The organism is Paenibacillus sp. J22R98 (assembly GCF_059383835.1).
This window is the reverse complement of the sequence record NZ_JBXENW010000005.1, coordinates 358,625-382,850: the sequence shown is the minus strand read 5'-3', so window position 1 is coordinate 382,850 and position 24,226 is coordinate 358,625. Positions and strand designations below refer to the sequence as shown.

General features: G+C 50.0%; 21 protein-coding genes. 16 read left to right on the top strand and 5 right to left on the bottom strand.

Annotated features, from left to right (window positions below; translation table 11 throughout):
* Positions 1–56: 56 nt before the first annotated feature.
* The 3 genes from AC50Y3_RS17235 to AC50Y3_RS17225 all read right to left on the bottom strand — a co-directional run bounded on the left by AC50Y3_RS17235 (position 57) and on the right by AC50Y3_RS17225 (position 2,417).
* Positions 57–515 carry a hypothetical protein gene (locus AC50Y3_RS17235; protein ID WP_494819961.1) on the bottom strand — a complete coding sequence of 153 codons (459 nt, stop codon included), beginning with the start codon at positions 513–515 and terminating at the stop codon, positions 57–59.
* 92 nt (positions 516–607) lie between these two features.
* The gene (locus tag AC50Y3_RS17230; protein ID WP_494819960.1) at positions 608–1,222 is read right to left on the bottom strand and encodes a hypothetical protein; all 615 of its coding nucleotides are present in this window, start codon (positions 1,220–1,222) and stop codon (positions 608–610) included.
* 121 nt (positions 1,223–1,343) lie between these two features.
* On the bottom strand, positions 1,344–2,417 hold the full coding sequence (locus AC50Y3_RS17225) for an HD-GYP domain-containing protein (RefSeq protein ID WP_494819959.1): 1,074 nt from the start codon (positions 2,415–2,417) through the stop codon (positions 1,344–1,346).
* A 457-nt stretch (positions 2,418–2,874) separates the two neighbouring features.
* On the opposite strand from AC50Y3_RS17225, the gene AC50Y3_RS17220 reads away from it, so the two are divergent.
* From AC50Y3_RS17220 to AC50Y3_RS17210, 3 genes are all read left to right on the top strand, one after another.
* A complete protein-coding gene (locus AC50Y3_RS17220) occupies positions 2,875–3,483 on the top strand; it encodes an N-acyl amino acid synthase FeeM domain-containing protein (RefSeq protein WP_494819958.1) in 609 nt (202 codons plus the stop codon).
* Positions 3,483–4,241 (top strand): ThiF family adenylyltransferase, encoded by a 759-nt coding sequence (locus AC50Y3_RS17215; RefSeq protein ID WP_494819957.1) that lies wholly within the window; start codon positions 3,483–3,485, stop codon positions 4,239–4,241. The genes AC50Y3_RS17220 and AC50Y3_RS17215 overlap by 1 nt, the downstream gene beginning before the upstream one ends.
* 165 nt (positions 4,242–4,406) lie before the next feature.
* A complete protein-coding gene (locus tag AC50Y3_RS17210) occupies positions 4,407–5,174 on the top strand; it encodes a class I SAM-dependent methyltransferase (protein WP_494819956.1) in 768 nt (255 codons plus the stop codon).
* A gap of 335 nt (positions 5,175–5,509) precedes the next feature.
* Here the strand turns inward: AC50Y3_RS17210 and AC50Y3_RS17205 are convergent, their stop codons facing one another.
* Positions 5,510–6,217 carry a FadR/GntR family transcriptional regulator gene (locus AC50Y3_RS17205; protein ID WP_494819955.1) on the bottom strand — a complete coding sequence of 236 codons (708 nt, stop codon included), beginning with the start codon at positions 6,215–6,217 and terminating at the stop codon, positions 5,510–5,512.
* Positions 6,218–6,453: 236 nt separating this feature from the next.
* Between AC50Y3_RS17205 and AC50Y3_RS17200 the strand changes: the two genes are divergently transcribed.
* The 13 genes from AC50Y3_RS17200 (at position 6,454) to AC50Y3_RS17140 (ending at position 23,411) form a co-directional block, all read left to right on the top strand.
* Positions 6,454–7,611, top strand: a complete 1,158-nt coding sequence (locus AC50Y3_RS17200) for an ABC transporter substrate-binding protein (RefSeq protein ID WP_494819954.1) — start codon at positions 6,454–6,456, stop codon at positions 7,609–7,611.
* Complete coding sequence (locus AC50Y3_RS17195) at positions 7,608–8,765, top strand: CaiB/BaiF CoA transferase family protein (protein WP_494819953.1); 1,158 nt, start codon at positions 7,608–7,610, stop codon at positions 8,763–8,765. Before AC50Y3_RS17200 ends, AC50Y3_RS17195 begins: the two co-directional genes overlap by 4 nt.
* A gap of 34 nt (positions 8,766–8,799) precedes the next feature.
* Positions 8,800–10,122 carry a CaiB/BaiF CoA transferase family protein gene (locus AC50Y3_RS17190; protein WP_494819952.1) on the top strand — a complete coding sequence of 441 codons (1,323 nt, stop codon included), beginning with the start codon at positions 8,800–8,802 and terminating at the stop codon, positions 10,120–10,122.
* 18 nt (positions 10,123–10,140) lie between these two features.
* Positions 10,141–10,983, top strand: coding sequence for an amidohydrolase family protein (locus AC50Y3_RS17185; protein WP_494819951.1), 843 nt, complete (start codon positions 10,141–10,143; stop codon positions 10,981–10,983).
* Positions 10,984–10,997: 14 nt separating this feature from the next.
* The gene (locus AC50Y3_RS17180; RefSeq protein WP_494819950.1) at positions 10,998–11,321 is read left to right on the top strand and encodes an L-rhamnose mutarotase; all 324 of its coding nucleotides are present in this window, start codon (positions 10,998–11,000) and stop codon (positions 11,319–11,321) included.
* Positions 11,322–11,346: 25 nt separating this feature from the next.
* Positions 11,347–11,799: a MaoC/PaaZ C-terminal domain-containing protein gene (locus AC50Y3_RS17175; RefSeq protein ID WP_494819949.1), complete on the top strand. Its 453-nt coding sequence runs from the start codon at positions 11,347–11,349 to the stop codon at positions 11,797–11,799.
* A 100-nt stretch (positions 11,800–11,899) separates the two neighbouring features.
* Positions 11,900–13,528 carry a response regulator gene (locus tag AC50Y3_RS17170; protein ID WP_494819948.1) on the top strand — a complete coding sequence of 543 codons (1,629 nt, stop codon included), beginning with the start codon at positions 11,900–11,902 and terminating at the stop codon, positions 13,526–13,528.
* Complete coding sequence (locus AC50Y3_RS17165) at positions 13,525–15,357, top strand: cache domain-containing sensor histidine kinase (protein ID WP_494819947.1); 1,833 nt, start codon at positions 13,525–13,527, stop codon at positions 15,355–15,357. Before AC50Y3_RS17170 ends, AC50Y3_RS17165 begins: the two co-directional genes overlap by 4 nt.
* 43 nt (positions 15,358–15,400) lie before the next feature.
* Entirely contained in the window at positions 15,401–17,098 is a 1,698-nt protein-coding gene (locus AC50Y3_RS17160; protein WP_494819946.1) for an extracellular solute-binding protein, read from the top strand.
* A gap of 162 nt (positions 17,099–17,260) precedes the next feature.
* Positions 17,261–18,166, top strand: coding sequence for an ABC transporter permease subunit (locus AC50Y3_RS17155; RefSeq protein ID WP_494819945.1), 906 nt, complete (start codon positions 17,261–17,263; stop codon positions 18,164–18,166).
* 19 nt (positions 18,167–18,185) lie between these two features.
* A complete protein-coding gene (locus AC50Y3_RS17150) occupies positions 18,186–19,064 on the top strand; it encodes a carbohydrate ABC transporter permease (protein WP_494819944.1) in 879 nt (292 codons plus the stop codon).
* Positions 19,065–19,154: 90 nt separating this feature from the next.
* The gene (locus AC50Y3_RS17145; RefSeq protein ID WP_494819943.1) at positions 19,155–20,924 is read left to right on the top strand and encodes a type 2 periplasmic-binding domain-containing protein; all 1,770 of its coding nucleotides are present in this window, start codon (positions 19,155–19,157) and stop codon (positions 20,922–20,924) included.
* A 105-nt stretch (positions 20,925–21,029) separates the two neighbouring features.
* Entirely contained in the window at positions 21,030–23,411 is a 2,382-nt protein-coding gene (locus tag AC50Y3_RS17140) for a beta-mannosidase (protein ID WP_494820037.1), read from the top strand.
* Between the two features lie 52 nt (positions 23,412–23,463).
* Here the strand turns inward: AC50Y3_RS17140 and AC50Y3_RS17135 are convergent, their stop codons facing one another.
* Positions 23,464–23,946, bottom strand: coding sequence for a DUF2975 domain-containing protein (locus AC50Y3_RS17135; protein WP_494819942.1), 483 nt, complete (start codon positions 23,944–23,946; stop codon positions 23,464–23,466).
* Positions 23,947–24,226: the final 280 nt, after the last annotated feature.

Genomic DNA, 24,226 nt, shown 5'->3' with positions numbered 1-24,226 from the left:
ATTATGGTTATAGGTATGTTTGCTCGGCAAGCGGCATGCCTGCCCGCGTTCCAATGTTACGTGGCGATCTGGCGAAGCTCCGGATAGTCCTCCAAATAACCTGCATGCTTCAGCTCAAGCAGCGCTTTGCGAATCGTTGTTTCATCTTCATCGGACTGATCGGATAGGGCAATCAGTTCGGCTACGCTAGTGCTCGGATGTTCCTTGCAGTAAGTGAGCAGCCCTTTTGCCGACCAAGACAGACGATCGTCTTGAAATTCGCCGATTAAGTGTCGGAACACTTTATGGGAGATCAGCTTCTGCTCGGTAAGATCCTGCATCGCTTTAATGACCTGCTTGATGGTCATTCGGCCTTTTCGGGCCATGTCGGGCACGCTCAAGGATAACGAGTCTGACGCGCCGGAACTGAGCACGATATAAGTCATTTGGGCATAAATATCGAGATTGGGCATCGAGAAGATTTCACCGGAAACCGTGAAGCTGCGCGCAGTGGCTGCAGAGGATTCTTGCGACATATTGATCTTCCTCCATTTGGCAGAATATATGGCATGTCTATACAATACGCGCGCGCAGTCAGGAATCAGGGGTATATGAAAAGTTTCTAACCTTATTTGCCGATACAATTTCGCGCGGCGTTGTGCGCCATGCGGTGAAGCGCATTGTTGGTTTTATGACGGTGCATATGTTTAATGCGGATCTCGATATTCGGATACAAGGTGCGCAAGCGATCAACGGTGTCTTGAATCGCATCCCGAACAACGGCATAACGGGCATCGGCAAAATAAGTCTTCGACAGCAGCCGCACGATGGCATGGCAATCGGTGAAAACGACAGCTGATTTGGGCATAGGCTCGAGCTGCTTATCTGTTAAGGCACGGGCTAGCCATTCCAGGCTAAAATGAATCGCCTGAAGCTCGCCGTAATCGGAGCCGAGGGCATAATCGTACTCAAGCCGCTTAGCTTGCACATGCAGGGAACGGTTGAAAACAAATGTGCACGCAACCGCATGAACATGCTGCTCAGAACCGGAATAATCACAATACAGCGAAACCATGCCGGAATTGACAAGGTTCGCTCGGACTGCAGGCGTGGCATAGGCTTGTCTGGTTAAAGCATCCATTGTAGAATCCATTACGCGTTCGATTTGCTCCTTCGGAATGATCTCTCCGCACGCAGCCGTGAGATGCAGGGGAGTGGCGTTGCCGCCTACAATGGTTAGCATGGACAACAAAGCTGAGGGACAAAACAGTGCGCTGTGATAAAACTGGATCGAAAAAAGGGACACCCGATACAGCATCGGTTGTCCCTTTTCTAGGTTCGTCAAGACTATCGGTACACAAAAATTACGGCAAATCCAGCAACGTCTCAAACTCCGATAGATCCTCGCTATATTCTTTATAGATTCGCCTCCAGCTCATGACTACTTCATCAATAATCATAATTAATGCTGGATCGAATTGCGTTCCGCTTGCTTCCTTGATTCGCTCAATCGCTTCGTTGACCGATGCGGCTTGGCGGTATGACCGGCTAGACGTTATCGCATCGAATGTATCGGCTATGCTTAATATCCTCGCCTCTAGCGGAATATCAAGACCTGCTGCTCCGGTCGGATACCCTTTGCCATCCCACCGCTCATGATGATAGAGTACGCCGGGTTTTAATTGTCCCAGTCCCGGTATTTTCTCTACCATTCGGCCTCCAACGACCGTATGCGATTTGATGATCTCGTATTCTTCTTCCGTGAGCTTGCCTGCCTTCGTCAGCACGGACTCGGGAATGTTGATCTTCCCGATATCATGAAGCAAGCCGGATAACCGAAGTGTCTGCATACGCTGTTTGTCCTGAAACTCGGGAAGCCTTGCAGCCAGCTCGACCGCGTATTTGCTCACTCGCTCGCTATGTCCGAATGTATAGCTGTCTTTGGCCTCGATCGATACGATGAACGTTTTGACAACCTGCTCGATCGTCGTTTCCATCGAATGGATAATCAAGCTAACCTGATTGTTGTACAGTTGATCCAGTTGTTTCGGCAGCAAGTAACTGAACGTAGCAAGGACCATATAAAGCAGTGCCCGATTAGAGATGTCGATGGAATCAAACACGCCGCTGACAAGCGGATGGTACAGATTTACACCTAACATCATGACAAAACCAACAGTCGAATAAAGGAACAATATCCGTAAATTACCATACATGCCCGCCAGAATAGGGATGACTAGAAAATAGCCCCATGCCTCTCTGTAGCCGGAGCCAAAATATAAGCAGCAAATGACCAGAACGCTAAAGGAGAGAACGATATGCTGCATAATAATCGGTTTTATTTTGATAAAACGGTTGAGAAGCAGTATTACGGCAAGAACAGCAACAGGAATGAGCAGAAATTTGATCTCCGCTCTCGAATATGGCATATGAAGCATACGAAAAACCGAATTCCACCCGATGCTCAGAAGCAAATAGATGAGTGCGATCTTCAGTATGTTTAAGCTGAGATTTCGCTGGTGTGTTTTGTAATATGAAGACAGTAGTTTTTTTCGTTCGCTCAGCATGCGTCCATCCCGTCCGGAGTAGTAGACTCCAATTCGTAAATCAATTAATCTCTCATTCTCCTGCACCTCTATGAATACGACAAACGTTTGGTATAGTGGATATATAATCCATTTGAACTAGGAGTTGATCGATGGAGAGAGAAAAGTCCTATATAAATCCTCAGTCATGCCCCAGTCATCTTCAGCATGAGATATGCAGATTATTAAAATCAGTGTATCACTCAACATTCGACAATAAAAGACCAAAAGCAGGAAGAAGTAACCGTTTTAATGAATAAAAATGTGCCGAAACACCGTACATAAAACAAAATAAGAGGAGTGTTTATTTATGAAAACAGATTCTCAGTATTTTTACAGCATTGCAAGAGGGAAAATGCGTGAAAAAGCGATTAAGCTGCATGTCGAACGGTACCTTGAAGTCGGATTTTTCAACAAAAATGAGAAGGATCCCTATCAAGCCAATTCTACCTATTTCACCTCTCAACCTATCGGAACCGACGAGGTAGTTGGCGTAACTCGCTTGATTTTCGAAAAGCTGGATGAACTGCCAACTTTGCAAAACTTTCGCATCTTTGACATTGAGCGCATTAAACTCCAGCAGCTTGAAGTCATTCGGTACGCCGAGCTGAGCGCTTTCACCAAATTGCCCGCACATGACGTAGCACTTGGCTTGCTGAAGACTGCCTTGCAATATTCGCTTCATATCGGCATCACGCATTGGGTTTGCTGTGTAGATGAGAGAGTCTATAATTATATGAATCGGATCTTCAAATTCCCATTCCGACTGATCGGAGAACCTCGCGTTTACTTGGGCTCGAATACGATCCCATGCGTGCTAGTGCTGGATGATGTATTAAATACGGTTAGAGAAGAGCGTCCCGCATTGTACGACTACTTAGTTGAACAGGAAGCTCGCTACTTGGAGGTGCTTAATTAATGAAAGAGCAATTTGTTCGCAACTTAGGGATTATGTCCGAAATCGACGTGGATAAGCTTCAGCGTTCGACGATTGTGATTGCCGGCTGCGGCTGCATTGGCGGCTTCTCGGCCGAGCTGCTGGCGCGTATGGGTATTGGCCGACTCGTGTTGGCTGATCCCGATACGTTTGACATCTCCAATATTAACAGGCAGTGCGCAGCAACCCATCATACCGTCGGGATGTCCAAAGTGACTGCATTGAAAAATCATTTGTTCGCCATTAATCCGGACCTGGAAATTATCGAGTTTCCAAACGGAGTGAGTGAGGCGAATGTCGACGAATTCGTGCGAGACGCCGATTATGTCATCGATGCGATCGATTATTTCGCCTTTCACGATGCAGTTGCTCTCCACCGAGCTGCCCGCAGGCACGGCAAATATATGATTACGGCAGCGGCACTTGGGTTCGGTACTACGGTACTCACTTTCGCGCCGGACGGGATGACGATTGAACAAATCGCCGGCATTCCGGAAGATATGCCGATCGAGCAACTAAGAGGCGCAACATTCCCGCCATCCAGCTATGCCGATAAGCTGCCTTCTTACGTGACGGTCGACCACCTCCAAGAATGGTTGACGAATAAGACGATTCCGACGATCAGCGTTGGACAAGCCTTAGGTCCGGGTGTGCTCGTATCGCAGCTCGTTCTCCATCTGCTTGGCAGAAAGCAGCCGCTGCTAGTGCCGGAATCATTTCAACTGCAATTTGAATTGTAGGAATTCGGATTGACCAAATTTTTCCTTTGACCTATAGTGGAGTTAATTTAAAGAAGGTGAGTGATTGCTATGAAAATGCGTCCATCCCAATATCAAACGGTGCGGAAGGGATAATGGAAGAAGAGTCCCTTTCGTGAACATTCAAACTCATGGAGGGAAGCATAAATGTCGTATAGCTATTATGGAAAATTATGCACAGAGGTTTATGATTTAACGAAGCGGGTCGGCCAGTCTCTAGGCGGCGATTTGGAATATTACCAAGAACGGTTAAGCTCGTGCAAAGGGAGAATTCTCGAAGCCATGGTAGGCTCGGGGCGCGTCATCATTCCATTGCTGGAGGCGGGACTGCTTGTTGACGGCGTGGATTATTCGGCCGAGATGCTGGAATCTTGCCGGAAACGATGTGAAGACAGAGGGCTGAACGTTCGATTATTGGAATCGAATCTCGTAGAGCTTGACTTGCCCGATCGCTATGAAGCGATCATTATTCCGGGCGGCTCATTCTTATTAATTGAGAATCGAGAGGACTCGATTGCTGCATTGAAGCGATTGTATGAACATCTGCAGCCGGGCGGTCGCCTGTTGCTGGATCTATTCCTGCCGGATACCAACTTTGAAAGCGGCGGGTTCAGCGGATCTTCGACCTTTCATTTGCCGGACGGCGATCTGATCACGATGGAGGGCAAGCTGCTGGAAGCGAATCTATTCGATCAGTACAAAGTGTCCCTGTTGAAGTACGAGAAGTGGCGTAAAGGTGCTTTGATCGAGACGGAGCTGCAGCGTTTTGCCTTACGGTGGTACGGCGTTCACGAGTTTAAGCTCGTGCTGGAGAGCATCGGTTTCACAGATGTGGTCGTGTCAGCAGACTATGAGTATGGCCGAGCCCCTAGCAACGGGAAGCAGAGTTATGTGTATGAGGCGATGAGAAAGTAATAGAGAGGGCTGTTTCGAAAGCGGGTTTGTGGCTTTTGAAGCGGCTCTTTTTTATTGTCCGCGCTGATAAGAGGTAGATAGGCGGGAAGGAATGTGAGAGTTCGATTTCGGAACTCTCGATGCGAGATAAGTGGGTTTTTATGGTTGAGAGTTCGATTTTGAGACTCTCAGCCCTTGGCGAGGGTGAGAATGGGGAGTTCTGAAGTACGAGTGTCGGATTTAGCGACTCTCAGCGTCAGATTAGTGTGTTTTCGAAGCTGAGAGTCGGATTTTCCGTCTCTCAGCTTCCCTCCAAGCAATTCGGGTCAGGAAATCAGAGGACCCAGGCAGGGAGTCTAGTCGTTTTTCATAATGTTCGCGTAGAACTGCTTCGAAGATGTGAACAGTCCTTTAAGCGCGGCGTTCAGCTGTTTCTTATCGCGGGAAGTCAGCGCCGCGAGAATGGCGGACCGCTGCTTGACGCTGTTTTCTTTGGCGCCTGGTACTCGGAGCAGCTTCAGGCTCGTTTCTTTTCTGAGATGAATGCTCATTTGCATCAGCTTGTTGAAGATCCGATTATCGGAGCGTTCGCCGATGCGAAGGTCGAAATCATCAAGCAGATGGAGAAAAGCGTCCGCCTCCATATGAACCGATTCCGACATATGGGCAAGCTTCTTATCGAGCAGAGCAAGCTCCTCTTCGGTGAGCTGTCCGGCGGCGGAAAGGTAAACCTCGGTTTCGATCAACTGCCGTGCAGCATAAACCTCATCGAGGTTATGCTTCTCCCGGTGAAACATCCACGCAATCGTATCCGAAGGAATCGGCTCCTCCTGCTTATTTACAAAACTGCCTTCACCCGCCTTGATGGTGATAAGGCCAATAAGTGCAAGCGCACGAAGTGCTTCGCGGACTCGACCGCGAGTGACGCTGAACCGCTCGGCTAGTTCCCGTTCATTAGGCAGCTGCGCTCCGGGTTCAAGGTGACCGTTCGTAATAAGCTGAGCAATTTGCTCCATAATTTGTTCGGTGACCGTTAATCGTTTGACAGGTTCAATCTGTATCATAAGAGGTAGTCTCCTTAGTCGGCACATGGCATTGAAAATTAGCATTGATGGAAGATGATGGTTCATGGTAATCTGGTCTCGTGGTACTACCAGAGAACCGATTCTCACAAAAAGCTTAACACGAATCAAAAACCGAGTAAAGAACTGGCCATGATCCGCCACGATTCATTTCATCAATCGTGGTACTACCAGAATACCGCCCAATACAAGCCGAGCAGATGAAAGGTGATGACGAAGTGACGACAACATTACGAGGCATTACATGGAACCATAGCAGAGGGTATTTGCCGAAGGTGGCGACGGCGCAGCGGTTTATGGAAACGCATCCAGGCGTGGAGATCACATGGGAGAAAAGATCCCTGCAGGAGTTTGCCGACGCACCAATCGAGCGGCTCGCCGAGCAATATGACCTGCTCATCATCGATCATCCTTGGGCGGGTTTTGCAGCGGACAAAGGAATATTGGTTCCGCTGGAGCAGCATGTGTCAGCGGATTTTCTCGCTGATCAAGCGCAGCATACGGTTGGCCGCTCACATGAAAGCTACCTCTTCGATGGCGTGCAGACAGCATTCGCGGTAGATGCGGCGACCCCGGTAGCTTCTTATCGGCAGGATTTGCTGGCGGCGGCTAATGAAAAGGTACCGCAGACATGGGAGGAGCTGCTTGCTTTAGCGAAGAAAGGCCGGGTCGCTTTCGCTGGGATTCCGGTCGATACGTTGATGAATTTCTATATGCTCTGCGTCACGCAGGGTGAGGAGCCTTGCATCATAAACGGTGAAGAAGTAGTGAGCGAGGAAACTGGTGTCAAGGCGTTGGAGCTGCTTCGTGAATTAACGGGTTTATGCTCGGAAGATATGTTGAACTGGAATCCAATTCGGGTGTACGAGGCCATGTCCGCAGGAGATAACATCGCGTATTGCCCGTTCGCTTATGGTTACTCGAATTACGCTCGTATGGGGTATGCGCGGCACTTGCTTTATTTTGCCGACATGGTATCGCTTGGTTCTCATGGGCCGCTTCGGTCCACACTTGGCGGAACCGGAATCGGTGTCTCGGCACGCTGCGCTAATATAGATTTGGCGGTTGAATATGCGGCCTACATGGCTAGCCCGGATATCCAACGAACCGTATTCGCTGAAAACGGCGGGCAGCCCGGACATCGCTCGGCTTGGGTCGACGAGGAGCTGAATCGGCGCACGAACGGGTATTTCCATGCAACACTGCCAGCGCTGGACCGCGCTTACTTGAGGCCGCGATACAGCGGCTACTTGGAGTTTCAAGATCATGCGGGCGATGTGGTGAGGGATTATATCATTTCCGGCGGGCGGCCGCAGGAAGTCCTTGAGCGCCTGAATGGGCTTTATCGGTCATCCAGAATGGAGGCGGCGAAGTGAAACCATTAGAGGGGCTGTTGGTTTTGGATTTCAGTCAGTTTCTGGCCGGTCCGTCCGCTGCGCTGCGGCTCGGTGATTTAGGTGCGCGGGTCATCAAGATCGAGAGACCGGGGACCGGGGAATTGAACAGGCAGCTGTCGATCAAGAATCAGATGGTAGACGGCGACAGTATGCTTTTTCATACGATTAATCGGGGAAAAGAGAGCTATGCGGCGAACTTGAAGGACAGCGAGGATGCAGCAAGCGTAAGGGCATTGATTGCGCAAGCGGATGTGCTTATTGAGAATTTTCGGCCGGGCACCATGGAGAAGCTTGGACTAGGCTATGATGCGGTCAAGGAACTGAACAGCGGCATCGTGTATGCCACTGTGACGGGTTATGGGCAGGAAGGACCGTGGCGAGATAAGCCTGGGCAAGACCTGTTGATTCAATCTTTATCCGGACTTGCATGGCTGAACGGCAATGCGGACCAGCCGCCCGTACCGTTTGGGCTCGCGGTCGCGGACATGTTCGCAGGAGCTCACCTGGTGCAAGGAATTCTAGCTTGTTTAGTTCGTCGTGGACGAACCGGCCAAGGGGGACGGGTGGAAGTTAGCTTGCTGGAATCCGCACTGGATCTCCAGTTTGAGGTGCTGACGACACACTTGAACGATGGCGGCGAGCTGCCGCAGCGAAGTGCGGTGAACAATGCACATGCCTACTTGGGAGCACCTTATGGCATTTATGAAACAAAGAATGGCTATTTGGCACTCGCAATGGGCTCGGTTGTGCGGCTCGGAGAACTGCTGTCATGCGAAGCGCTCGCGTCCTTTCAAGATCCAAAATCGTGGTTCATACAGCGAGATGAAATTAAACAAATTCTCGTAGCGCACATCCACACGCGCAGCACCGAAGAGTGGCTGCAAGTATTGGAGCCGGCGGACTATTGGTGCGCAGATGTGCTGACGTGGGAGCGGTTGTTTGCTCATGAAGGATTTATGGCGTTAGGTATGGTTCAAGAAGTAGGGCGTGAAGATGGCAGCCGTCGACTTCGGACGACACGTTGTCCGATTCGGATCAATGGCGAGCGGTTGTTTGATACGAAAGCTGCACCGAGGGTTGGGGAGCATAATGCGGCAATCGAGCAGGAATTTCAGCTTCGCAATGCAGAGTAGTTAAAGGGCAGCAGCCTAACGGAGGCGAGAGAGCTTGATCGATTTTAGCAGCTATAGCGATACCGCGCACAGCAAAATACAACAGAACCGTCCGCTAGAAGGACTGCTCGTGCTTGATTTTGGGCAGTTTCTGTCTGCCCCTTCCGCCGCGCTAAGGCTGGCCGATCTTGGCGCTCGCGTGATCAAGGTGGAGCGGGCGGGAAGCGGAGATATTTGCCGCCGATTGTATATTTCCAATATGGAGCTGGATGGCGACAGCACGTTGTTCCATTCCATTAACCGCAATAAAGAGAGCTTCGCTGCCGATCTGCGCGATCCGAACGATGCAGCTCAAGTCCATGCTCTCATCCGGCAGGCGGATGTGCTCATTCAAAATTTCCGCCCAGGCGTCATGGAGCGGCTTGGCCTGCATTACGAGGCTGTCAAAGCGATTAATCCAGCCATTGTATATGGAGAAATTACAGGCTACGGGAACGAAGGTCCGTGGGTGGGCAAGCCAGGTCAGGATTTGCTGGTGCAATCGATGTCCGGCTTGACCAATGAAGGAGGCACTCGCAGCGGTTCGCCGATGCCGCTCGGACTGGCGGTCACGGATATGATTGCCGGTGCTCATCTGGTTCAAGGCCTATTGAGCTGTCTTGTGAGAAGGGGAGTGACCGGAGTCGGAGCGAGAGTAGAGGTGAGCCTGCTGGAATCGGCGCTCGATCTGCAAATAGAGTCATTGACCGCGTATATGAATCGCGGGGACGAAAGTGCGCAGCCACTATCCCAGCCGCAACCGCAGCTGCAGTCTCATCCGCCTTCCACAGACTACCACGTCCCAAGCGGCATTTATGCCACAAACGACGGCTACGTCACCGTGCTTCCGCAGAAGCAAGTAGCAGCTGATGCAGAGAATGCAGTGAACGCAGCTAACACAAAAAACACAATGAACACAACAAACATAACGAACACAACGAACACAGGAAACCCAGCAATTCCAGCAATTCCAGCAAACCCAGCAAACCCAGCAAACCCAGCAAACCCAGCAAACCCAGCAAACCCAGCAAACCCAGCAAACCCTGCATCCCTCCTGCACACCGCCCACACTATGACAGCACAGCAGCTAACCACTGCGCTGGAGCCTGTCGGCTACGAGGTCGCACAAGTGCTGGATTGGCGGCAGCTGCTGGAAGAGGAACATGTGAAAGGACTGAATATGGTTCAGTCGATCACCAGAGGCAATGGAACTACGATGCGGACGACCTGCTGCCCGATCCGTATAGACGGCATGCAGTTTCGCTCGGAGAAAGGCTCGCCAAAAGTCGGCGAGGATACAGCAGCAATCCGGAAGCAGTTGATTGACCCTACCACTTAAAGGAGGTTGACTCCAAAGATGATGAGAATCGACGCGCATCAACACTTTTGGCACTTGGAGAAGGTTGCTTACCCGTGGCTGGACCCGGCATTCGGCACGATTTGCCGAACGATTGAGGCCTCAGAGCTTGAACCGCTTCTGAAGGAAGCGGGCATTGATAAGACCGTAATTGTTCAAGCGATGAACAGCTACGAAGATACGGAATATATGCTGCAAGTGGCGGAGGAGAAGGACTGGGTGGCCGCTGTCGTAGGCTGGGTACCGCTCAATATCCCTGAAATTGCGGATAAGAAACTCAAGCAATTCAAGCAGAATCCGTATTTCAAAGGCGTCCGTCATTTAATCCACGAGGAGAAGGACCCGGACTATATCATTCGCGATTCGGTCATCGAAGGTTTGCGTGTGCTTGCCTCTTATGACCTGGCTTTCGATCTCGTAGCTGTGTTCCCGGATCATCTCAAGCATGCGCCACGATTGGCGAAAGAAGTGCCCAACCTCAGAATCGTCATCGATCATCTGGCCAAACCGCCGATCAAGGACAAAATAATGGGCGAGTGGGCGGAGCAGCTCGCGCGTGCAGCCCAGTACGAGAATGTCTACGCCAAGGTGTCGGGGCTGAATACGGCTGCAGATCACGACAACTGGTCGGCTGAGGATTTGCAGCCGTACATCGATTACGCCAAGGAGCAGTTCGGTGCGGACCGTCTTATGTTCGGCAGCGACTGGCCTGTCGCGAACTTAGCCGGGGATTACGGCAAAGTATGGAGAGAAACGAACCGCGCCATCTCCGCTTATTCGGAGGCGGAGCGGAATGCGATCCTCGGCGGCACTGCGGCGAAATTTTATCAAATCAAATCATAGGAGGCTCTGCGAGAATGCAGCGATATGGAAGTGTCATCCAAGTGAAACCCGAGATGCTGGAGGAATACAAACGGCTGCATGCTGCCGTTTGTCCGGATGTGTTAGAGCGTATCAAGGAGAGTCACATTCAGAACTACTCCATCTATTACAAGGACGGCTGGCTATTCAGCTACTTCGAATATACAGGTGAAGATTACGAGAAAGACATGGCCCAGATCGCCGCCGATGAGACGACGCAGCGTTGGTGGGACGTTTGCAAGCCATGCCAGCAGCCGCTCGCGACCAGGCGCGAAGGCGAATGGTGGGCGGACATGGAGGAAGTATTTCATCTCGACTAACATGACTTAGGAGGAGCGAATAACGATGAGAAGCTTATTTTATGACGATTATGAGATAGGGGCTGCAAGAAGCACGTTCGGACGCACGATCACAGAGACGGATATTGTACTGCATGCCGGCCAAACCGGCGATTTCTATCCGCATCACATGGATGCAGAATGGTGCAAAACGCAGCCGTTCGGCCAGCGAATCGCGCATGGCACGTTGGTGTTCAGTGTCGGCGTCGGAATGTCCGCAGGTGAACTGAATCCGGAAGCGTTCTCCTACGGTTACGACAAGCTGCGTTTCACGAGGCCGGTATTTATAGGCGATACGATCTCGGTACGCATCACCATCTCGGAGAAACGGGATTATCCGAAACGTCCGGAATACGGCGTCGTTGTGGAGCATGTGGAGGTCATCAATCAGAATAAGGAAACCGTTCTGGTCTGTGATCATCTGCTGCTGGTTAACCGAAATAAGCCGGCTTCCCAATAACCGGACAAATCTATCGAACAAACGGAAACGATTGACCATCTGCCAGACAAAATAGTATGGTAAGCTTGCAGCACCATCAGAGGGGCTAGGAGGCTTCTGCATGTTCAACGTCATGATTGTTGAAGACGAAATGCTCGTACGTTTAGGGTTTAAAAACTCCGTGCAATGGGACAATTACGGGATGACCGTATGCGCAGATGCAGCCAATGGCAGGGAAGCTTGGGAGTATTACACGAACAGCGTGCGTCCGGATGTCATCATTACCGACCTTCGCATGCCGATCATGGGCGGGATTGAGCTCATTAAGAAGATCAGGGAACAGGATGCACAGACGCGTATCGTCATCTTGTCGTGCATGGAGGATTTTGATTTAATTCGCCAAGCGATGCAGCTTGGCATCTCCAGTTATATTCTAAAGCTGACGATGACGGAGGAGGAGATACATAATGTTCTGATGCGTGTGCGCGAAGAGCTCGGCACGCAGATTACGCTCGGTACATCCAAAGGAATTATCCGCAATCCGGATCTGCTGAAGGAAAACATTATTAAAAACTTCGTCTTCTACCACCTCTATTCCAAAGACGAGTTTGTTCATCATATCGATCAATTGAAGCTGCGGCTGAACCCGGAGCGGCTTATCGTATCCATGATGGAAATCGACCATTTCGAGCTGGTGCAGACGAAATTCAATGACGAGAAGGGCGAACTGATTCGCGTCACCTTCTTGAATGTCTTGAATGAGCTGCTCGTGCAGTCGCAGCGCGGCGAAGTCGTGTCCGATGAAGACAAACGGTATCTCTTCATCTTCAGCTTCCGCGATATCGCGAGTGAATATCATATTCGCGAGGAAATGATCGGGATAATGACCCAGATCCAGAAGGTGCTGGGGCGGTTCTTTAACATCTCCGCAACGTTTGGTGTGAGCGGAATCAAGAGCGGTTATGCTTCGCTGCACACGCTGTACAAAGAAAGCGAGCGGGCGGTTGCACAGAAATTCTTCTATGGTACGGAGCGACAGCTGTTCCTGAGCGATGTGGATAACGATGCGACCGAGGAGCTGGTGCGCAGGAAGCTGCAGCAGTTCCATGAGAAATGGTCGATGATCGAAGAATCGGCGCAGAAGGATGTGGAAGCCATTGTGCAATCCTTCCTCACATCCGGGCGGCTCAGCCATGAACAGGATATTCGGAAACTGTTCGTGCGGCTTCTGCATTGCCCATCTGTCACCGCTATGCTTAGCGAATCGGAGGTAACAGCGCTTGTCTCAACCTACGGGGAAGAGATGCAGAAATGCGAAACGCTGGATGAAGCCGCGACAGCTTATAGTAAATTCCTAACCGAAATTATTTCAAGAGGCGGCATCAAGAAGCAGCTAAGCAAAGACATTGCGCGTGCCGTCAAGTTCATCCAGGATCGATTCCACGAAGACATCTCGCTCCAGCAAATTGCTCAGTACTTGGAATTGACGCCGAATTACTTAAGCGTATTGTTCAAGAAAGAACTGCAAATGAACTTCTCCGAATACCTCAACCGCATTCGCTTGGAGAAAGCGAAGGAGCTGCTGCTCGGCACCAACCTCAGATCGTACGAAGTGGCGCAGCAGGTCGGGTTTACCGATGACAGCTACTTCAGCCGTGCTTTCAAGAAACATACAGGGGTCAGGCCGAACGGCTTTCGCAGGCTTTGGATCAACGACTGGACAGGTACAGCGGAGGCGGAGGACAAATGATTGCTAAAGCAGCGAAGTTCAAGTTCCGACTCTCAGGCATCTCGCTCAAGGCACAGCTGATTTTCTCCTTTATGGCCGTTACGCTGCTTGTCCTGTCCGTCAGCTCTTATTACAGCTATAAGAAAACACTGGATATCTTCCAAACGAGAACGCAGGAGACCACCTTATCGCAATTTCGTCAGATTGAAATGAATACGCTTACTTTGCTCCATGAGGTGGATAAGCTGTCCAAGACGTTCCTCATGGAAACCAAGGTTCAATCGTTTCTGCAAAGCGACAAGCTTTCTGATCTCGAATTCATTGCACTGGAACGCGACATTATGGATCGGATCAATCAATATTTAACGACTTATAATTATTTGGATTCGGTTTATATCTTCGCGGAGAACGGCACCGTAATCGGTGGCACGCTCTCTCAAAATCAGAGTACGGCGGACGTAGGCAAGAATTATCCGTTCTATGATACTGCATTGTACGAACAAGTGAAGACCAGCTTCCCCCAAACGACCTGGAGCGGCGGACTGGAGACGATTGATTTCATGCGCAGCTCGATTCCGGACGGATTGTCCAATTCCAGAGTCATTTCATCCCTTCGCGGAGTCAGATGGATCGGCGGCAGCCAGATGAGCGCGGAGCTTGTCTTTAATGTGAATGAGCGGTATTTCAATTCCGGCTACGGAAGCTTGCAGAGTACACCGGGCGGCTCGATGCACATCATCGACCGCAATGGCAAAGTGATCTCAAGCACGATCGAGGATACGATCGATCAACCGTATCCATTCTATGCGAAGCTTAAGCCGGAGCAAGCATTCGGCAGCTTAGCAGGCAGTCGCGCCGGGACGCATGAGCAAATTATTTATTATCGCATGAAAGAAACCGGCTGGACCTTGGTGAATGAGGTGCCAACGGAGCTGTATACGAAAGATATTAGCCAGATCGGGCGCTTTACGGCCGCCGTGTTCCTGATGTCGCTCATTCTGATCGTCGTTTTCGCCTCCTTATGGATGGATCGCATTATGAAATCGCTGCACCAGCTGATTAAAGGGATGAAGAACGTCGGTCGGGGGAATATCGGCATGACGCTGCCGCAAGCATCGAACAAAGAGATCGGACTGCTAATTGAGCAGTTCAATAACATGTCGACCGGTATTCTGGAGCTCATGAACCAGAATGAGGAGACCGAGAAGACGAAGCGGCAGCTAGAGATCGAGGCGCTCCAATCCCAGATTAATCCGCATTTCCTGTACAACACGCTGAATACGGTGAAGTGGATGGCGGCTATCGCCAAGGCGCCCAATATTATGGAGTGCATGACCAGCTTAGGCAATATGCTTAGGCCGATCTACTATGATCCTTCGCCGCTATGGTCGATTAAAGAGGAAATTGCGTTCGTGCAGAACTATATCAACATCATGAATTTCAGGTACGGCGAGGAAATGAGATTCGAATTTGACGTGCCGGAGCAGCTGTTGCAATGTCAAACGCTGCGCTTCATGATCCAGCCTTCCATCGAGAATGCGTTAATTCATGGCGAGATGCATAAAGGGGTCATTCAAATTTCGGTCTCCGAACATGACGGCGATTTGCTGGTAGTTGTGCATGACACCTGCGGCGGAATGGCGGCGGACAAAGTGATCGAAGTCAATCGGAAGATCCAATCCCAAATTAACGGTGATCGGGCATCGAAAGGAATCGGGCTGAACAATGTCAACAAGCGGATCAGGCTGCATTTTGGCGAACGATATGGCATTGAAGTGCAAAGCAAAGAAGGGGTCGAAACGAAGGTGTACATGACCATCCCCGCTATTTATGACAGTGCTGCTTCCTAAAACCCAAAAGCGCGAACCAAACTTACTGGAGGCGAACAGCTTGATGCCGATAATTAGGCCGCGAAACGTGTTCACGATAACGATCATACTTGCCTTGCTTACCGGATGCAGTGAAGCCAACGAGTCGAAGCAGCAGCCGCAGACTGCACAGTCGGAAGAAAACAACGGGACGGTTGTGCCGGCCAAAGAGCCGGTTACACTTAAGGTACAGCTGAACAGTGTAGGTAAAGACTTTGAGCATACAGAGGTTTATAACGAGATTACGAGACAAACCGGCGTCACGATGAATCTTGAATTGTATGATGAACAGAAATTCAAGGTCGAGCTGGCTGGCGGCGATTTGCCTGATATTATCCAGGTGCCCAATAAGAACATTAAGGAGCTCATTGAAGGCAATAACATCATTCCGCTGGATGAGCTGCTGAAGACGAACGGGCCTGATTTACAGCTCCCGGTGTACGAGAAGAGCTTCGAGTATATCCGGAAGTTCTGGAGCGACAACACGAACAAGCTGTACATGGTACCGGTGCAAATTGGCTCAAGTGATTTTGGCTTCGAGCAGCAAGTTGGCTTTAATGTCCGCTGGGATTATTACAAGGAGCTCGGGTACCCAAAGATCGAATCCATAGACGATATGGTGAACGTGCTGGCTGATATGGTTCAAAGGCATGGAACGACGAAGGACGGCAAGAAAGTATACGGGGTCAGTATGTGGAACGACTGGGCAACATGGGGCATTCGAAGTATGGGGCTGATTACCGGCAGCGGCATGTTCAATACGAATAACATGCAGCTGGTTAACACTTATACCGATGCGCTTCACAGTGAAATTTGGGACACCGCGATGTTTATGTATAAGGCGCAGCAGAAAGGGATTCTGGACCCGGATGCGTTCACTGCCAAATATAACGACATTGTTGCCAAAGCCTCGGAAGGGACGCTGATCTCAGCTGTCGCGACATGGCCGTTTACACGTGTAAATGCGGACTTGTTGAAAGAAGGACCCGATAAAGGGTTCGTCACCATTCCGCTGAACTGGGGATTCACGAATGTCGGGGGCACGACAATAGCGGGGTGGAACGATCGCGCTTTTGCCATCTCGGCGAACTGCAAGAATCCGGAGCGTGCGATGGATCTGATCAATTTCCTCGTGTCCGAGCAAGGCTCGCGGCTTATTGCCAGCGGCATTGAAGGCGTACATTGGACCTATGTGGATGGGAAACCGGCGATGAAACCGGAAACCGTCACGCTTGCAGCAGCCGGCGGGGACAGCTGGAAGAAGACGGGGATTGGCATGATTGCCAACCAGCAAGGTCTCGCCGACTATACGAAGCTCAGCGACGGAGGAATTGTCAATCTGTTCAATACGCCTGAAGTATTTGCGACTAAAGTGAATGCATTGAACAAGGATTATGACGAGTACTACGATGTTTCTTACCCGGCAGAGGCGTACAAACGGCTGGTTGATCAAGGGAAAGTGAAATCGCTTGCTCATATTCCTCAGGATGTGCTGAGTGCGATGCCTTCACCGCCGGATGATATGAAACGGATTCAGACCAAACTGGATGAGCTGCTCGTGAAAGGGATGCCGATCCTCGTGCTCGGCTCCAAGAACGATGAAGCCTTCAAAGCCAATCAGCAAGAATTGATAGAGGAATTAATAGCCGCCGGTGCAGATACCTATTTCGCTTGGTACAAACGATCATATGAGGAAACACAGGCGCGTCTTCCAGGCGGTTAATTCCTTACAACTCGATCTAAAATCAATTCAGGCTCTCCCAAAGCAGCATGTTGCTGCAGTGGGGGAGCCTATTTTAGTCCAAAAATCGTAGAAAACTTCATATTTACGTCCTTGGCGATTTCTTATACTGAGGATAGAAAAAGAGATGGAGTGATACGAGAGATGAAATGGAAAGCAAGTAGAGTCACATTGTTTCTGATGGTTATCCCGTTTATCCTGCTGGTTTTCGTCTTCAACTACATTCCATTGTTCGGATGGGTATATGCCTTCTACGATTACAAGCCGGGTATTCCACTCTCGCAGACGCCGTTCGTCGGATTGAAGTTCTTCCGCTGGGCGATCGAGGAGAAAGAAGATCTATTCCGAGTTTTAACCAATACGCTTGCACTCAGTTTATTATCCATTCTGGCTTCACCGCTATCGGTCATCTTCGCGATCATGCTCAACGAGCTAAACAGTAAGCGTTTTCGGAAAGTCGTACAGACGTTGACGACGCTGCCGAACTTCATAAGCTGGATCATCGTATACTCACTGGCATTCTTCATGTTCTCATCCGGTGGATTGCTCAATGAAGTCCTAATGAAGTTCCACATCATCGACGAACCGACAACAGTGCTGGGCAACTCCGCAGCAACATGGTGGTTCCAGACCGGCGTTACGATTTGGAAGAGCTTAGGCTGGGGCGCTATTATCTACTTGGCCGCGATAGCAGGCATTGATCCTGAGCTGTACGATGCCGCGAAGGTCGATGGAGCGGGTAGGTTTCAACGCATCATGGCGATAACCGTTCCAGGTATCATGCCAACCTTCTTCGTCCTGCTGCTGCTCAACATTGCCAGCGTTCTGTCGAACGGAGCATCCGGTTTTGAGCAAAACTTCGTCTTCTACAATTCCCTTGTAGCAGACCGAATTGAAGCCCTTGATTACTACGTCTACCGCGTCGGGATTACGACAGGCGACATTTCCTTCGGTACCGCAATCGGAATTGCCAAATCGATTATCAGCATTCTGCTGTTGTTCTCGATGAATGCACTGTCTAAGAAAATAAGAGGCCACTCGGTATTCTAGCTGGAGGTAATGACGACCAATGAAAAAAGATTCTACCAACCTATTCGATATCTTCAACTACACCGTTCAAATCCTATTCACGCTCATGTGCATATACCCGTTCTATTATATCTTGATTTACTCGTTCAGCGATCCGCAGCAGGCGCTCAAAGGCGTGTTTCTAGTCCCGAGGGGGCTGTCAATCGTCAATTATACGACGATCTTCAAGCTCGACAATATGCTTCATTCGTTTGTGGTTTCCGTGCTGCGAACGGTTATCGGAACCGCGCTCACCATAGCTTGTTGTTCTTGGTTTGCTTATGCCGTGACGAAGAACGAGTTGTATCTGCGCAAATATATTTATCGCTTCCTGGTCATTACGATGTATTTCAACGCCGGTCTGATTCCTTGGTATATCACGATGAAGGAGCTCGGCCTGAAAAATAACTTCCTGCTCTACATCCTGCCCGGTGCAGTTGTCGCCTACTACGTGGTTCTGCTGAAGACGTTCATTGAACAGCTTCCGCAAGCATTGGAAGAGTCCGCTATGATCGACGGCGCCGGACATTTTAAAATCTTCACCAATGTCATCTTCCCGCTCTCCATGCCAATTGTAGCCACCATTGCCGTATTCGCTTCGGTGGGGCAGTGGAATACCTGGTATGACAATTACTTCCTCGTCTCAAGCGACAATCTGCAGACGCTGCAGCTGATTCTGTACAACTACTTGACCGATGCACAGCGCATTGTGGCAAGCAGCAACATGCAGGATTTGAATCGTGGTCTGGCTTCCAAAATATCGCCGGACTCCATTCGCATCACGATTACGATGGTCGTTACATTGCCGGTTATGCTGGTTTATCCGTTCTTGCAGCGTTATTTTGTCAAAGGCCTCATGCTGGGTGCGATCAAGGGTTAATACTTAAGTTTCGGTCCGGGTTCAACCGCTGGAGGATGCAATAGCTCATAGCAGCTATCATCATAGAACTTAAATTCGGGAGGTCATGGTATGAAGGGGAAGAAAGCATTACGCGGCAAGGCAGCAATGATGCTGGCCGCTATGCTGGTTGTATTGTCAGGCTGCGGTGGAAACTCGGCGAATAATGCAAACAATACAGCGGCGACGAATGCACCTGCAGCAAATGAAACGGCAACCAACACAGATGCTGCAACAACGAACAACACCGCCGCAGCTACAGATGATGCAGCCGCGACCAACGAGTCGACAGAGCCTGCCAAAGCACCTGTTACATTGAAGGTTCAAGTAAACAGCACGACCAAGGATTTTGAGAACACCGAGGTATATAACGAAATTACGAAACAAACGGGCGTCACCATGGATCTCGAAACATTCGATGAAGAGAAGTTCAAGGTGGAGCTCGCTGGCGGCGATTTGCCGGATATCATCCAAGTGAAGAACGTGGGAACAACCTACTTGAAACAACTTATTGAAGGTAAAAACATCATCCCACTCGATGACTTGGTTGCGTCGAACGGTCCGGATATTCAGAAGCCGATCTTCGAGAAAAGCATTGCATACAGCAAGAAGTTCTGGAGTAATGATACCGGTCAATTGTACGTCGTTCCGGTACAAATCGGTAACGCTGGATGGGGCTTTGACCAACAAATCGGTTTTAACGTTCGTTGGGATTATTACAAAGAGCTTGGCTATCCGGAAGTGAAGAATATCGATGATATGGTGAACATCCTTGCCGATATGGTTGCGAAGCACCCGAAATCCCCGGATGGCAAGAAGGTTTACGGTACGGCCATTTGGAATGACTGGGGCACATGGGGTCTGAGCGGGATGGGACTTCTGACAAACCCTGGTGATCCTGTTGTCAACAACTACACAGACGTTCCGAAGAGCAGCTTCTGGTCCACATCGGAATTCTTGTACAAAGCGAAACAAAAAGGCATTCTCGATCCGGATGCATTCACGGCGAAATACGAGGATCTCGTAACGAAGGCTTCCCAAGGTACACTGCTTAATGCCATCGCAACATGGCCGTTCCAAGCAGCGAACGGTGAGCTTCTGAAAGAAGGTCCGGATAAAGGTTTCGTAACGATTCCGCTGGATTGGGGCTTCGCATGGACCGGCGGCTCGACAATCGCAGGCTGGGGCGACCGTGCTTGGGCGATTACGTCGAACTGTAAAGATCCGGCGCGCGCTATGGATCTGATCAACTTCCTGTCCTCGGAGCAAGGTTCCCGTCTGATTGAAAGCGGCGTTCAAGGCGTTCACTGGGATATGGTAGACGGCAAACCGCAAATGAAGCCGGAAGTTGTAGCTCTGGCTGCAGCAGGCGGCGACCCATGGAAGAAAACGGGCATTAACATGATGGCGAACCAACAGGGTCTCTCCGACAACACGGTTCTGAGCGACGGCTTCCCGGTCAACCTGTTCAACTCGCCGGAAGTATATGCAACGAAGCTCAACTCGCTTAACAAAGATTATTCCGAGCACTATGGCGTTGCTTACCCTGCCGCAGCATACAAGAAGTATGCCGATGAAGGCAAAGTGAAGACGCTTGATGTCATTCCGCAAGACGTGCAGGCTGCTATGGCGCCGCCGCCGGAAGATATCAAACGGATCCAAACGAAGCTGGATGACCTGATTACGAAAGGCATTCCGGATATCGTCCTGCATGCGAAGAATGATGAAGATTATAAAGCCAGACAGCAGAAGCTGATCGATAAGCTGAACGATGCAGGCGCAGACCAGTTCTACCAATGGCAGCTTAAAGCGTTCGACGAGGCAAAAGCGAAATTTGAATAATCGGCAAAAGCTGGCTTAAAACATGCAGCGCCGGACTGTTGAGAGGATTCAACTTGTCCGGCGCTTGTGTTTTTTGCTGTTTATAGGGAGGAGACGGACTTGAATATGGGCAGACAGGAATTGAACGGAGCATGGAAGCTGCGCGGAGCGGATGGACAGCGCGGCGCGGTGAAGACGCATCACCTATTTGAAACGGATGCAGCGAAGTGGATGGACGCAACCGTCCCGGGCGAAGTTCACCTCGAGTTAATGAAGCAAGGACTGATAGAGGAACCGACAGAAGGACTGAATGCCTTGTCCGCTCGGTGGGTGGAGGAGAATCTATGGAGCTACAGAAGAAGCTTCACCGCACCGGATGAAGCCATCAGCAATCATGCTTGGTTGATCTTCGAAGGGCTGGATTATCATGCGAAGATCTATCTCAACGAGGAGCTGATTGGCGAGCACGCCAATTTCTATCGTCCTTGCAAAGTAGCCGTGACCGGTAAGCTGCGCAAGGAGAATTTGCTCGTCATCGTACTCGACAGCGGACTACATATGGCTGGGAACAAATCCGTAGATGGCTACTATGAGAACTCGCAGGATCATGAGCTCCATAAGCGGATTTGGCTGCGCAAGCCGCAAAGCTCCTTCGGCTGGGACTGGTCAACCCGCCTCGTGAATGTTGGCATTCATAAGCCTGTTGCGCTTGAATGGGCGACAAGCGTGCGGCTTGATGATGTCGTAATACTATCTCAGGTCAATGAAACGATGGATGAAGCGGTAGTGACTGTTCGCGCATTCGTAGAGGGCTGCGGGGAGAATCCGGTAACAGGTAATCTATCGGTTCGAATCGGCGAGAATACGAGTGCGGTTCAGTCGTTTGACTATACAATTGAACCGGGTATACAGCGGCTTGAAGCGAAGTGCACGATAGCGAAGCCGAAGCTGTGGTGGCCGGCAGGTCAAGGAGAGCAGCATCTAGCTAATGTTGAGGTCGAACTGTATGCTGCGGACGAGCTTGCCGGTAAACGCTCGAAGCGAATTGGATTCCGCAAGCTGCGGATTAACCAAGATCCGCATCCTTCCGGAGGCAGCTATTTTTATCTGGAGGTGAACGATCGTCCGGTGTTCGCGAAAGGTGCGAATGCAATCCCGCCGGATATGATATTTCAACGCGCAGACCGTGCTCGATATGAAGGGCTGATCAGCCGAGCGCTCGAAGCGAACTTCAATTTCCTGCGTGTTTGGGGCGGCGGCATCTACGAAACGGATGACTTCTACGAGCTTTGCGATGAGCATGGCATCATGGTTTGGCAGGACTTTGTATTTGCCTGCGCGGACTATCCGGTGACGGACGCTTCATTCATGAGCAATGTGAAGCAGGAGGCGATCCATAATGTTCGGCGGCTTGCGCATCATCCGAGCCTCGTGATGTACTGCGGAAACAATGAGAACGAGTGGCATACCTTCTATCGAGAAGAAGGCATTATCTATCCGGATTATGCCCTCTACCATCATATTCTCCCACGCATCGTGCAGGAGGAGGACCCTGGCAGGTATTATCAGCAGAGCAGCCCGTTCTCGCCGGATCATCAGTATCCCAATGCGAATGATCGGGGCGATCAGCATCCTTGGACGGTCGGGTTTGAAAATAACGGACGATCCGTGCTCTCGTATGCCTGGCAGCAGCATGATAATGCCGTTGACTCTTGGTTCGCATTGTCGGCGCCTGATAAGCAGATCAGCGATTGGATCGGACTTGATCCGCGGGCCATGTCGATCGAGCAATTCGTCTATTACGGCGGTTTGATACAAGGGGAAGGCTTGAGAGAGTACATCGATAATTTCCGCCGACGCATGTTTGACTGCGCATCGGCGATCTTCTGGATGTTCAATGATTGCTGGCCCGCAACGCGAAGCTGGACAGTCGTCGATTATTATTTGAACCGGACCCCTGCGTTCTATCCGGTTAAGCGGGCTTTTCAACCGATCTCTGTCGTGGCAGCCAAGGAGGGACAAACGGTTCGTGTATTTGGGATCAACGAGACCGATCAGACATGGGTTGGGGAGTTGAATGTCGGTTTGTTCCGATTCTCCGGCGAATATGTGATGGATGAACTTCGGAAAGTAGAATTGCCGCCGAATACATCCATATGTGTGATGGAATTCAGCGACGCAGAGTGGGAAGTTGCGGGGATTGGCGATTCCGCGGTTTTTGCGAGACTGCTTGATGAACAAGGGGACACGGTGGCGCGGAATCGATTGATTTTACCTCGATTCGTAGAGATGAAATGGAATAAACCTCGTATTGAAGTGTCCAGAGAGGAATCGTACGCCTTGTTCCGCAGTGACGTCTTTGCATGGGGCGTTTGTATCGATTTGAATGGAACAGAGCCGCTGCCTGATAACTTCTTCGATGTATGGCCGGGAATGGCGTATCGGATTCCATGGCCGGAAGATCGCGAGCTGCCGATTGTACAGTTTGTTGGGAATCTGGTCGAATAGGTAATTGGGGGCGGCAGTGCGCGAATGGAGCGTACTGCCGCCTTTTCACAGCTCAGACCGTCAAATCATTTTCTGATTTAATGTTAATCGCTTCTTGTAATAGCCGCTGGAGGATAGCAGCAAAGACGGCAATTGCCAACGAAGCAAAAATGATGATGAGTCCCAAAAATCCAACAGGAGGGTCAACTTTCCTCGCTATAAAACGAAAGAGAGGCATACCTAAAACATATATACCGCTGATTGTAATCGCACAGCGCTTTATGTTCATTAACGCATTTACTGATCGTTCCGAGAATGCGGTGTTCTCATCAATGTACCGCAGTAGATTGAAAGCCTGATAGAGAGCAATGTAAAAGGGTACAGCCGCTCCATACAGCACGAGGAACAAGAGATATTTTATGGCGACCATATTTGGATACATGTCTGCCGCGAAATTCGCTATTTGAGGCACTAAAAATATACATACAGCAAGAACCGGCAGTCCAATAATAAACACAGCTATTTTTAAAAACAAGGTTGTGACATCTCTCAACATAAACACCTCACATTTTTTCGTTTTTTCTAGGGATACAGCACGGTAACTGATTTTATGACTTTACCATATCATTTATCGTTATTCAATAAATTAATTTCGTTTATGACTATATTATTATTGTTATTATATCTCCTATTGCGATAGAAATTCAACAATTCGGTTTCATATCGCCTATAACTCAATTGTCCAAAAATAGTAGAAATCTTCATTCACCTATCCGCCTCGAAGCAGTATACTCTTAGTTGTAAAAGAAAGCGTTTTCAAGTTTAGTTGGCCGTCG

What these genes read in the sequence shown, in the direction of transcription:
- AC50Y3_RS17235 (WP_494819961.1), bottom strand. Translation starts at nt 515, where the DNA reads ATGTCGCAAGAATCCTCTGCAGCCACTGCGCGCAGCTTCACGGTTTCC.
- AC50Y3_RS17230 (WP_494819960.1), bottom strand. Translation starts at nt 1,222, where the DNA reads ATGCTAACCATTGTAGGCGGCAACGCCACTCCCCTGCATCTCACGGCT.
- AC50Y3_RS17225 (WP_494819959.1), bottom strand. Translation starts at nt 2,417, where the DNA reads ATGCTTCATATGCCATATTCGAGAGCGGAGATCAAATTTCTGCTCATT.
- AC50Y3_RS17220 (WP_494819958.1), top strand. Translation starts at nt 2,875, where the DNA reads ATGAAAACAGATTCTCAGTATTTTTACAGCATTGCAAGAGGGAAAATG.
- AC50Y3_RS17215 (WP_494819957.1), top strand. Translation starts at nt 3,483, where the DNA reads ATGAAAGAGCAATTTGTTCGCAACTTAGGGATTATGTCCGAAATCGAC.
- AC50Y3_RS17210 (WP_494819956.1), top strand. Translation starts at nt 4,407, where the DNA reads ATGTCGTATAGCTATTATGGAAAATTATGCACAGAGGTTTATGATTTA.
- AC50Y3_RS17205 (WP_494819955.1), bottom strand. Translation starts at nt 6,217, where the DNA reads ATGATACAGATTGAACCTGTCAAACGATTAACGGTCACCGAACAAATT.
- AC50Y3_RS17185 (WP_494819951.1), top strand. Translation starts at nt 10,141, where the DNA reads ATGATGAGAATCGACGCGCATCAACACTTTTGGCACTTGGAGAAGGTT.
- AC50Y3_RS17180 (WP_494819950.1), top strand. Translation starts at nt 10,998, where the DNA reads ATGCAGCGATATGGAAGTGTCATCCAAGTGAAACCCGAGATGCTGGAG.
- AC50Y3_RS17175 (WP_494819949.1), top strand. Translation starts at nt 11,347, where the DNA reads ATGAGAAGCTTATTTTATGACGATTATGAGATAGGGGCTGCAAGAAGC.
- AC50Y3_RS17170 (WP_494819948.1), top strand. Translation starts at nt 11,900, where the DNA reads ATGTTCAACGTCATGATTGTTGAAGACGAAATGCTCGTACGTTTAGGG.
- AC50Y3_RS17165 (WP_494819947.1), top strand. Translation starts at nt 13,525, where the DNA reads ATGATTGCTAAAGCAGCGAAGTTCAAGTTCCGACTCTCAGGCATCTCG.
- AC50Y3_RS17160 (WP_494819946.1), top strand. Translation starts at nt 15,401, where the DNA reads ATGCCGATAATTAGGCCGCGAAACGTGTTCACGATAACGATCATACTT.
- AC50Y3_RS17155 (WP_494819945.1), top strand. Translation starts at nt 17,261, where the DNA reads ATGAAATGGAAAGCAAGTAGAGTCACATTGTTTCTGATGGTTATCCCG.
- AC50Y3_RS17150 (WP_494819944.1), top strand. Translation starts at nt 18,186, where the DNA reads ATGAAAAAAGATTCTACCAACCTATTCGATATCTTCAACTACACCGTT.
- AC50Y3_RS17145 (WP_494819943.1), top strand. Translation starts at nt 19,155, where the DNA reads ATGAAGGGGAAGAAAGCATTACGCGGCAAGGCAGCAATGATGCTGGCC.
- AC50Y3_RS17140 (WP_494820037.1), top strand. Translation starts at nt 21,030, where the DNA reads ATGGGCAGACAGGAATTGAACGGAGCATGGAAGCTGCGCGGAGCGGAT.
- AC50Y3_RS17135 (WP_494819942.1), bottom strand. Translation starts at nt 23,946, where the DNA reads ATGTTGAGAGATGTCACAACCTTGTTTTTAAAAATAGCTGTGTTTATT.